8 protein-coding genes are annotated in these 9,596 nt (G+C 70.6%); 7 read left to right on the top strand and 1 reads right to left on the bottom strand.

Translation table 11 applies throughout. The features are described 5' to 3' along the window. Positions 1 to 155: 155 nt before the first annotated feature. On the top strand, positions 156 to 2,381 hold the full coding sequence (locus ACYVOK_RS24120) for a hypothetical protein (protein ID WP_460664785.1): 2,226 nt from the start codon (positions 156 to 158) through the stop codon (positions 2,379 to 2,381). On the opposite strand, the gene ACYVOK_RS24115 is transcribed toward ACYVOK_RS24120, so the two are convergent. Next, on the bottom strand, positions 2,374 to 3,396 hold the full coding sequence (locus ACYVOK_RS24115; protein ID WP_460664784.1) for a PseG/SpsG family protein: 1,023 nt from the start codon (positions 3,394 to 3,396) through the stop codon (positions 2,374 to 2,376). The two genes, ACYVOK_RS24120 and ACYVOK_RS24115, sit on opposite strands and share 8 nt — an antisense overlap. Positions 3,397 to 3,571: 175 nt before the next feature. On the opposite strand from ACYVOK_RS24115, the gene pseB reads away from it, so the two are divergent. Genes pseB through ACYVOK_RS24085 form a run of 6 tightly spaced genes read left to right on the top strand, consistent with a single transcriptional unit; the run spans position 3,572 to position 9,538 of the window. Continuing rightward, entirely contained in the window at positions 3,572 to 4,552 is a 981-nt protein-coding gene (pseB, locus tag ACYVOK_RS24110; protein ID WP_460664783.1) for a UDP-N-acetylglucosamine 4,6-dehydratase (inverting), read from the top strand. Continuing rightward, a complete protein-coding gene (locus ACYVOK_RS24105; protein WP_460664782.1) occupies positions 4,552 to 5,676 on the top strand; it encodes an aminotransferase class V-fold PLP-dependent enzyme in 1,125 nt (374 codons plus the stop codon). Before pseB ends, ACYVOK_RS24105 begins: the two co-directional genes overlap by 1 nt. 10 nt (positions 5,677 to 5,686) lie before the next feature. Further along, positions 5,687 to 7,078: a class I SAM-dependent methyltransferase gene (locus tag ACYVOK_RS24100; RefSeq protein WP_460664781.1), complete on the top strand. Its 1,392-nt coding sequence runs from the start codon at positions 5,687 to 5,689 to the stop codon at positions 7,076 to 7,078. Continuing rightward, the gene (locus ACYVOK_RS24095) at positions 7,078 to 7,890 is read left to right on the top strand and encodes a hypothetical protein (protein ID WP_460664780.1); all 813 of its coding nucleotides are present in this window, start codon (positions 7,078 to 7,080) and stop codon (positions 7,888 to 7,890) included. Before ACYVOK_RS24100 ends, ACYVOK_RS24095 begins: the two co-directional genes overlap by 1 nt. Next, positions 7,887 to 8,633 carry a cytidylyltransferase domain-containing protein gene (locus ACYVOK_RS24090; protein WP_460664779.1) on the top strand — a complete coding sequence of 249 codons (747 nt, stop codon included), beginning with the start codon at positions 7,887 to 7,889 and terminating at the stop codon, positions 8,631 to 8,633. The genes ACYVOK_RS24095 and ACYVOK_RS24090 overlap by 4 nt, the downstream gene beginning before the upstream one ends. Before the next feature lie 38 nt (positions 8,634 to 8,671). Beyond that, positions 8,672 to 9,538, top strand: coding sequence for a class I SAM-dependent methyltransferase (locus ACYVOK_RS24085; protein WP_460664778.1), 867 nt, complete (start codon positions 8,672 to 8,674; stop codon positions 9,536 to 9,538). Positions 9,539 to 9,596 lie beyond the last annotated feature (58 nt).

The following is a 9,596-nucleotide window of genomic DNA, read 5'->3' as shown; positions in this document are numbered from 1 at the left end:
GCCCGAAGAAGATCGGCAGCACCTCCTCCTCGTCGTACATCGGTACGACGACGGAGAGCATCGGCTGATCGGTTCGCATGACACCTCCGATCCGACATTACTCTTTGTGACACTGTGCATTCGTGACGCGACAGATTTCACATTAGTGTTACGACATGCGCGCGAGGGCGAGGCGGCGGGGGCCGCGGACGGCGGGCCCTTCGCTGTCCGGCCTGCTGGCCGGGCTGGCGATGCTGATCCTCGCGGTCGTGCTGCTCGCGCTGGACTCGACGGTCTTCGAGGTCGGGCGATTCGTGCTGTTCACCACCCTCGGGATCGCGCTCCCGGGGTTCGTCCTGTGGCGGCTGATCGGCGCCTACGGGCGGAACCTGGTCGAGGACCTCGCGGCCGGGTTCGCGGTCGGGACCGCGGCGCAGATCGTGGTGTACCTGGCCTGCGCGTCCGTCGGTCTGCAGGCGTGGTCCTGGGCCTGGGCGCCGGTCGTGCTGGTCGTCGCGTTCGTGGACAGCGACGTCCGGGCCCGGGTCTGGCGGCGGGTCGAGCAGCCGCTCCGGCCGATGCAGGCGTGGTTGCTCGCGGCGGCGACGGCCGTCGTCGTCCTGGTCGTGTATCGGCGAGGACCGGGTCAGTTCCTGCCGGCGTACACGGACCCGCTGCGGTCGTACCCGGATCTCGCCTTCCAGCAGGCACTCGCGGCCAGCGCGAAGTACGACGTACCGATCTCGACGCTGTGGCTCGGCGGCGAGCCGATGAAGTACCACTCGTTCTTCCACCAGGCGACGGCCGCGACGGCGTGGGCGACGCGGATCGACCTGACCGATCTGATCCACACGCTGACCTGGTTGCCGCTGTTCCTGGCCGGTTGCGGACTCGTCTTCGCGTTGACCACTCGGTTCACGCCGACGCCGGAGTCGGGCGCGACCTGGGCGGGGCCGCTCGCCGTACTGATCGCAGGTCTCGGCGGGGCGGTGCAGCCGCTGGCCGAGACCGGGCTGGGCGGGATCTCGACCGCCGTCGCGGCGTACCTGAGCCCGACGCAGAACCTCGGCGTCCTGATCGCGCTGGCGCTGTGCGTTGTCGTGGTCGACCTACTCCGGGCGGATCGGCCGCGGAGCCGCTGGGTGCTGTTGGTCCTGCTCGCCCTGGTCGCGTCGGGGGCGAAATCGACGATCCTTCCGCTGCTGGGGTTCGGGTTCGGCTTCGCGTTCGTCCACCTGGCGATGATCCGCCGGAACACCCGTACGGCGTTCATCGGCGGCGTGCTGTCGTCGGCGATCTTCCTGGCCGCGCTGGTGGTGATCTTCGGCGGCAGTACGTGGGGGACGGAGGTGAAGCCGTTCCACACGTTCGTGCAACTGGCGCCGTACTCGATGCTCGTGGCCGAGCCGCACGCACAGCTGCTGTCGGCGGCCACGACCTTGCTGAGCTGGGGACTCGCGGCGTCGGGATTGTTGTTCCTCGGCCGGAAATGGCGTGATCCGGCAACGGTGTTCCTGGTCGGGTTCGCGGTCGCCGGATTGCTGGGCACGCTGACGACGACCCAGTCGGGGATCAGCCAGCTGTACTTCCTGCGGACGGCCTTCCCGGTGATCGCCGTACTGGCGTGTGTGGGCCTGGCGAACCTCGTCGGGCGGCTCGGCGATCGGCGCGCTGTGGCGCTCGTGGCCGTCGCCGGGTTGCTCGGGCTGGTCGCGCTTGCGTATGCCCGGATGCAGTCGGCCGACCTCCGCGGGATCACGGGGCCGTGGTTGTTGACGGCCGCGGCGCTCGGGGTCGTTGCCGTGGTGGTCGCCGTTGCGTGGAAGGTGTTGCGGCGACCGGGCAACATCCTGGTGGCGTTTCTCGCCGGTGGGGTCGCCGCGAGCATGATCGGGGCGGTGCTGGTCCCCTTGCAGGCGCTCGTTTCGGACCAGGCGTCGAGTCTGGTCTTCGCGCGTCCCGGCCGGGGCGGGGCGACCGCGGCCGAGGCCGGCGCGGCGCGCTGGCTGCGGCGGAACAGTGAGCCGGGGGACCTGGTGGTGACCAACGCTCACTGCATCATCGAACGCGACGGCGTGTGCGACAGCCGGCATTTCTGGATCGCGGCGTTGTCGGAGCGTCCGGTCCTGCTCGAGGGCTGGTCCTACTCCAACCAGGCCAACCGGATCGCACTCACCACCGGCGGGAATCCGAGTCTGATCCCGTACTGGAATCGCGAGGAGCTCGCCGCCAACGACATCGCCTTCACCGCACCGACGCCGGCAGCGATCGAACGGCTGCGCAAGGCCGGGGTGCGCTGGCTGTACGCCGACCACCGGGCCGGGAAGGTCTCACCGGCCCTGCGGAACTACGTCCGGCTCCGGCACGCGACCCTGGACGCGACGATCTACGAGATCAGGTGAGGCCGAGCAGCGCGTCCGCGACCCTGACCCGCCCGTTGCCGTCGACGAGCTGCCATCCGGCGACAGCCAGCCGGCCCCGCTCGGCCGGATCGGTGAGCAGTCGTTTGAGTACGGCGGCCGCGGCGGACGGATCGGCTTTCAGGTCGGACAGGACGCCGACGCCGGCCGCCGTACCGGTCGCGATCGCGCGTTCGTAACCCATCACCTGGTTGTCCACGACACACACGAGCCCGGCGGTCGCGCCGAGGCACAGCAGCTCCCAGGTCGACGTACCCGACGCACTGATGGTCAGGTCGGCCGCGCGTACCTCGGCCGCCAGGCGATCTGTCGGGCCGATCACGTCGACGCGCTGCTGCGGTCGCAGCTCGACGGCGGCGGTCCGGGCAGCCAGTTCCACGCCGGGAGCCACCACGGTGGCTTGGAAAGGTACGCCGGTCGCCGCGAGCGCCTGGACGACGTACGGACCGGCTCCGAACGCATCGGTTCCGCCGAAGAACGCGAACACCTTCGGTACGCCGGCCGGTCGCGGTGCCGGTGGATCGACCGGGCGGAGGGCGCGGATCTCGTCGCGGATCATCACGTACCGCAACCCCGCGAGCCTGACTGAACCGGGCGGAAGGCGCGGGTGGTCCAGCTCGGCCGCGAGGTTCTGATCGACCAGGACGTCCGCCTCGGCGCCGCGGAAGTCGCCGTCGACGACGGCGAGCGTCGGGAGCCCGGTCGCGCGGACGGCCCGGTAGACGGCCGCGTCCAGGTCATAGGAGTCGAAGACGACCGCGTCGACTCCCAACCGGTCGAAGAGCGCGACGTGCTCGCCCGGTGTCCACACGGCCGGCTCCACCGCGATCCCCCGGGCCGCGATCTGCGCCGCGGCCCACGGCACCGTGTGCGCGTCACACCCGAACACCACCTCGAGCCCGCGGCGGAGCAGTTCCTCCGCCAGCGCCAGGCACCGCATCACGTGCCCGATTCCCCGCCCCGGCCCCACATCACACCGAACCCCGACGCGCTTCACGCCCCGACCGTATCGGCTGGCCGCGGGGGTCCGGGCCCGAGGCGGCGGGTCGGTCCGATCACGCGGGCGTGAGACGCGGGATTGAGAGGGCCTGGAACCGGGCAGCTATTGTTCGTGTTCGTGTCTGCACTCGCCGTGGAGTGCCCGGAACTGTCCGTCAGAAGGGTCCGCCGTAGTGTCCATCCTCACCGGCTCCGACATTCTCGTCACCGGCGGCACCGGGTCCTTCGGCCGGGCGTTCGTCCGGCACGCCCTCGACCAGCTGAACCCGCGCCGGATCATCGTGTTCAGCCGGGACGAGCTGAAGCAGTGGGAGGTCCGGCAGCTGTTCGGCGACGACCCGCGGCTGCGGTTCTTCCTCGGTGACGTGCGGGACCGGTCCAGGCTGCTGCGGGCCATGCACCGCGTCGACCACGTCGTCCACGCGGCCGCGCTGAAGCAGGTCGACAGCGGTGAGTACAACCCGTGGGAGTTCGTCCAGACCAACGTGATCGGTTCACAGAACGTGATCGAGGCGGCGATCGACTCCGGGGTGAAGCGCGTCGTCGCGCTGTCCACCGACAAGGCGTCCAGCCCGATCAACCTGTACGGCGCGACCAAGCTGACCGCGGACAAGCTGTTCATCAACGGCAACCACTACGCGGCGGCGTACGACACCCGGTTCAGCGTGGTCCGGTACGGCAACGTGATGGGCAGCCGGGGCTCGATCATCCCGAAGTTCAAGGCGTTGCACGCGGCCGGCGAGTCGCTGCCGATCACCGACCTGCGCTGCACCCGGTTCCTGATCACGCTGGCCCAGGCGGTCGAGTTCGTGGTCGACTCGTTCGAGCTGATGACCGGCGGCGAGCTGTACGTCCCGCGGATCCCGTCGATGAAGGTCACCGACCTGGCCGAGGCGATCGCGCCCGGCGCCACGATGCACGACGTCGGCCTGCGTCCCGGCGAGAAGCTGCACGAGGAGATGATCAGCCCGGAGGAGGGCCGCCGCGCGCTCGCCCTCGGCAACCGGTTCGTCCTGCAGCCCGACCTCGCCAGCTGGGGCTACCTGCCCCCGTCCGACGGCATCCCGGTGCCGGACGGGTTCCACTACGCCTCGGACACCAACGACCAGTGGTACTCGATCGACGAGATCCGCAAGATCCTCGAGACCGACTGATGTTGCCCTACGGACGGCAGTCCATTTCCGAGGAAGACGTCGAGGCGGTCGCCGCCGTCCTGCGCGGGGACTGGCTGACCACCGGGCCGGCGGTCACCGCGTTCGAGACCGCGGTCTCCGAGCTGACCGGCGGTCACCGGGTGGTCAGCTGTACGTCGGGCACCGCCGCACTGCACATCGCGTACGCCGCGCTCGGCGTGGGGCCTGGCGACGAGGTCGTCACCACGCCGATGACGTTCGTCGCGACGGCGTCCTGCGCCGCGATGCTCGGCGCCTCGGTGGTGTTCGCGGATGTCGACGAGGACACCGCCCTGATCGACCCGGCCGCCGTCGAGGCGGTGGTCAGCGAGCGCACCAAGGTGATCGCCGCCGTCGACTACGCCGGCCAGGCCGCGGACTACGCGTCCCTGCAGCCGCTGGCCGATCGCGTCGGCGCCCGCACCCTCGCGGACGCGGCCCACTCGATCGGCGGCAGCGCGGACGGCGGTCCGGTCGGCGACCTGGCCGACGTGACCACGGTCTCGTTCTTCCCGACCAAGAACCTGACCACCGGCGAAGGCGGTGCGGTGATCTGCAAGGACCCGGCGATCGGCCGGCGAGCCCACGAGTTCCACTTCATCGGGCTGGTCCGCGACCCGGACCGGTTCGAGATCACCGACGAGGGCCCGTGGCACCAGGAGGTTCACGAGTACGGCGTGAACTACCGCCTCACCGACATCGCCAGTGCCCTCGGGCTGTCCCAACTCAGGCGACTGGCGGGCTTCAAACGCCGCCGCGCCGAGATCACCGCCCGCTACAACGAGGCCCTGGGGGACGTCGACGGTCTCCGGACACCGGTCCGGCGCGACGGCGTGGATCCGGCCTGGCACCTCTACCCGGTCCGCGTCCTCGGCGGTCGCCGGCGCGAGGTCTTCGAGGGGATGCGGGCGGCCGGTATCGGCGTCCAGGTGAACTACATCCCCGTCTACTGGCACCCCGTCTTCGCGCGGCAGGGCTACCGCCGCGGCCTATGCCCGAACGCCGAGGCGTTCTACGCCGAGGAGTTGTCCCTCCCCCTCTTCCCCGACCTGACCGACGCCGACGTCGACCGGGTGATCGAGACCCTCGTGAAGCTGGTTCGTTAACGTGATGGCTGTGACCCGATCGAACTTGGTCGGCGGGGAGATGCTCAACTGGTCGGATCTGCACCCGGTCGACGCCCGCCCCGCGGCCGCCGGACCCGCCGCCGAGGCGCTCCTCACCGCTGCCCTCCAGTCTGGCGACTCGGTGCTGGTGGCCGGGCCGCACGCCCTCGACCTGATCACCGGCGTCACCGCTCGCGCCACCTCGGTCGACGTCCTGGTCCGGTCCGCACCGGACGCCGAGGAGATCGCCGAACTGCTCGCCGACGCCAAGGGCGAGATCTACTGCGGCTCCCTCGACCGTTTCCGGACCGAGGAGCAGTACGACGTCATCGTGGCGCTGGACGGGCTGGAGCGACTCGTCGGTCCCGACACCGCGAAGCTGACCTGGGCGGATGCCCTCGCCACCCTCACCGACCGGCTCGCGCCAGAGGGCCGCCTGCTCCTCGGCGCGACGAATTCCTTCGGTGTCGAACGTTTGATCCAGCCCGGCATCACCGCGGCAATTCCCCGCAACGAGGACTGGGGGCGCGACGTCGCGGACACCGCGCCGGCCGGCCTGAAGCCACTGCAGGCGGCGCTGCGGGACGCAGGCATCGACGTTGCCCGGACCTACGCAGTGTTCCCGTCGCTGATCGAGGCCGAGCTCGGCCTGACCTCCGTCGACGGCCTCGCCGCCGTCACCGCGGCCCGGGCTGTTGCCGAGCGCAACGCCGGTCCGGTCCTGATGGATCCGTACCGCCTGGTGCTCGACGCTGCCCAGGCCGGTATGGCGCTCGACCTGGCACCCGCGTGGTACTTCGTTGCCGGTGCCACCGATCTGCCTGCCGCGGTCCCGGCCGGCGTGGTACCTGCAGGTCCTGGCGTGCTGCTCGAGGAGTACCTGCTGACCGCCCTGCGGGTCGACGACCAGGCGACCTTGCGCCGGATCATTCCCGAGTACGTGGCCTGGCTGCGCGACGGCGGCAACGGTTCCCCGGACAACGTGATCCTGGACGGGACGTCGTACCGGCTGTTCGGGGAGGCTCAGGATCTCGACGTCGTCGGGCATCTGGCCCGGTTCGCCCGGCGGACGCTGGAAAGTGGCTCACGGCAACCATGGCCGGCCGGAGGCGACGTGCACGCGTTGACGGCGCGGCTCGCCTCGATGGCCGGCATCACCGTGCCGGAAGGCCTCCCGGGAACCGCCGAGGTGATCCGGCCGCTGGGCAGCGCCGAGCAGTTGGCGACTGTCGCGCGGCTGTCGGAGGAACTGGCCGAGGCGAGTGCTCGGGCTGTCCTGTTCGAAGGCACGGTCAGCGGGATCCGGCGCTCGCTGCCCTACCGGGTCGGTCACGCGGTGCTCAACCCGGCCCGGGTGATCCGGCGCCGGGTCCGCCGGGTGCTGCGGAAGGTACGGCGCTGATGCACCACGCCAACCACTTCTACGGCCACGCCAACATCATGGCGTCGTACGCCGGTCTCGCGAAGCCGCCGCGGATCTGGGGTTACCTCCAGCACGGCTGGAACATCCTGGACGGGTTCGCCCACGGCACCGCGTTCGCGCCGGGGATGCCGAAGTACGTCTGGTCCGACAGCGTCCGGCGGCGCGGCCATTCGATGGGCCTGCGCAACTACTCGGTGATCGGCTCGGTCTGGCTGTACCTGCTCAGGGTGCATCCCGAGCTGGCCACGCCGAAGAAGGGTGCCGAGGGCACCATCTTCTACCCGTTCCACGGCTGGGAGGGCCAGCACGTGCTCGGCGACCACGGCCGGATCGTTGCCTCGATCAAGGAGCACGAGACCGGGCCGGTGACGGTCTGCCTGTACTGGAACGAGTACGAGAAGCCGGCCATCCGCAACGTCTACAAGGATGCCGGGTTCCGGGTCATCACCCACGGCTACCGTGGCCTGCACTGGCGCCGGACCGACGCCAAGTTCCTGGTCAAGCAACTGCGCGAGCTCCGCAAACATCGGCGCGTCGCCTCCAACCGGCTCAGCTCCGCCGTCCTGTACGGCGCCTCGATCGGCCTGCAACCCGGGGTCTACGGCGACCCGATGGTGCTGGAGAACGAACACCCCTCGTTCGGCGGCCAGGCCAGGATCAAGCGGCTGTGGCCGGAGCTGGACCAGCCGTTCGTCCCGCCCGCGATTGCCCGAGAGTTCACCGACACCGAGCTGGGGGTCGACCACGTCGCCTGCCCGGCCGAGATCCGGGAGATGTTCCGGTGGCCATGACACCCATAGTCGGCCTGAAGATCGCCGTCGTCACGCAGGCGCGGGCGACGAGCACCCGACTGCCGGCCAAGGTGCTGATGGAGGCCGGCGGCCGGACCTACCTCGAGCACCACGTGGACCGGCTGCGGCGGACGGACCTGCCGGTGATCGTGGCCACGACCACGAACGGCAACGACGACCCGATCGTCCGGCTGGCCGAACGCGCCGGGATCCCGTACTTCCGCGGCAGCGAGGACGACGTGCTGAGCCGGTTCGCCGGCGCGGCCCGGCAGTTCGGCCTCGACGGCGTGGTCCGGGTGACCTCGGACTGCCCGCTGATCGACCCCGAGATCGTTGCCTCCGGCGTCGAACGGTGGCGGGCCGAGAACGACGTGAACGTCTACCTGTCGAACTGCCTGGAGCGGACCCACCCGCGCGGGATGGACTACGAGGTGTTCTCCGCGGCCCGGTTGTTCGAGGCGGAGGAGCGGGCCACGCTGCCCGCCGACCGGGAGCACGTCACGCCGTACCTGCACCAGAACCGGCCCGGCGACATCCGGCTGGTCAGCCTGCCCTGGGCCGGCGGCGGCTCGCAGTACCGGCTGACGCTGGACACCGAGGACGACCGCAGGTTGCTCAGCACCTTGATCGAGGACTTCGCCGCGGACAAGCTGAACTGCGCCGAACTGGTCGCCCTGCTGGACGCGCGACCGGAACTGGCCGCGCTCAACGCGCACATCGAGCAGAAGAAGCTCGGCGAGTGACAACGCGCCAGCCCGCCGCTACGGCATGATTTACGGTGATGACCACCGATGATCCAGCACCCGAGCCGGCGACCGGCCCGGACACGCCGGAGGGCAGCGACACCGGCCGCCCCGGCGCCCGGCCCACGGATGCCGCCCGGGCGAAGTCGTTCGGCGCCGTCGCGGCCGCGTACGACGCCGCCCGGCCGACGTTTCCCGCCGAGGCGCTGAACTGGATTCTCGGCCCGGGCCGGTTGCAGATCCTGGATCTCGGCGCCGGCACCGGCAAGCTCGCCGCCGTCGCGGCCGCTCTCGGCCACGACGTGGTCGCGGTCGACCCGTCCGAGGAGATGCTCTCGGTCTGCCGCCGGCGGCCCGGGATCGACACCATGGTCGGCGCCGCCGAGTCGATCCCGCTGGCGCACGCCTCGGTCGACGCGGTGATAGTCGGCCAGGCGTTCCACTGGTTCGACCACGCCCGGGCCTTGCCGGAGATCGCCCGGGTGCTGCGGCCCAACGGCGTACTCGGCCTGCTCTGGAACACCGCCGACACCGTCGTGCCCTGGGTCCGGCGCATGGTGCACGCGATGGAGGGCGACGACGTCGGCGGCGACCGGTTCGACCCGATGCCGATCCTGCTGCAGTCCGATCTGTTCGCGATGGTCGAGACCGCCCGGTTCCGGCACTGGCAGGACCTGGACCGTGCGGCCCTGCGGCAACTGGCCCTGTCGCACTCGCGGATCGCCGTACTGACCGAGTCACGCCGCGAGGCGGTGCTGGAACAGGTCGAGGCCATCTACGACAGCACCGCCCGGCCGCCGGAGCCGCTGCGGATGCCGTACTTCACCGGTTGCTATCGGACCCGCCCGAGCGACCTGGCGAACTACCGCCGTACCCTCGACGCTCCGGTCGCGCCACACCTCTGATTCCGGCCGCCGGCCGTGAAACGTTTTGGTTGCGGTAGGTCACAAACCCGCGACGACG

This window comes from Kribbella swartbergensis (assembly GCF_054784135.1).
Note: the sequence above shows the minus strand (reverse complement) of the source record. Positions and strands in the feature narration are given on the sequence as shown.

What these genes read in the sequence shown, in the direction of transcription:
- ACYVOK_RS24120 (WP_460664785.1), top strand. Translation starts at nt 156, where the DNA reads ATGCGCGCGAGGGCGAGGCGGCGGGGGCCGCGGACGGCGGGCCCTTCG.
- ACYVOK_RS24105 (WP_460664782.1), top strand. Translation starts at nt 4,552, where the DNA reads ATGTTGCCCTACGGACGGCAGTCCATTTCCGAGGAAGACGTCGAGGCG.
- ACYVOK_RS24095 (WP_460664780.1), top strand. Translation starts at nt 7,078, where the DNA reads ATGCACCACGCCAACCACTTCTACGGCCACGCCAACATCATGGCGTCG.
- ACYVOK_RS24090 (WP_460664779.1), top strand. Translation starts at nt 7,887, where the DNA reads ATGACACCCATAGTCGGCCTGAAGATCGCCGTCGTCACGCAGGCGCGG.
- ACYVOK_RS24085 (WP_460664778.1), top strand. Translation starts at nt 8,672, where the DNA reads ATGACCACCGATGATCCAGCACCCGAGCCGGCGACCGGCCCGGACACG.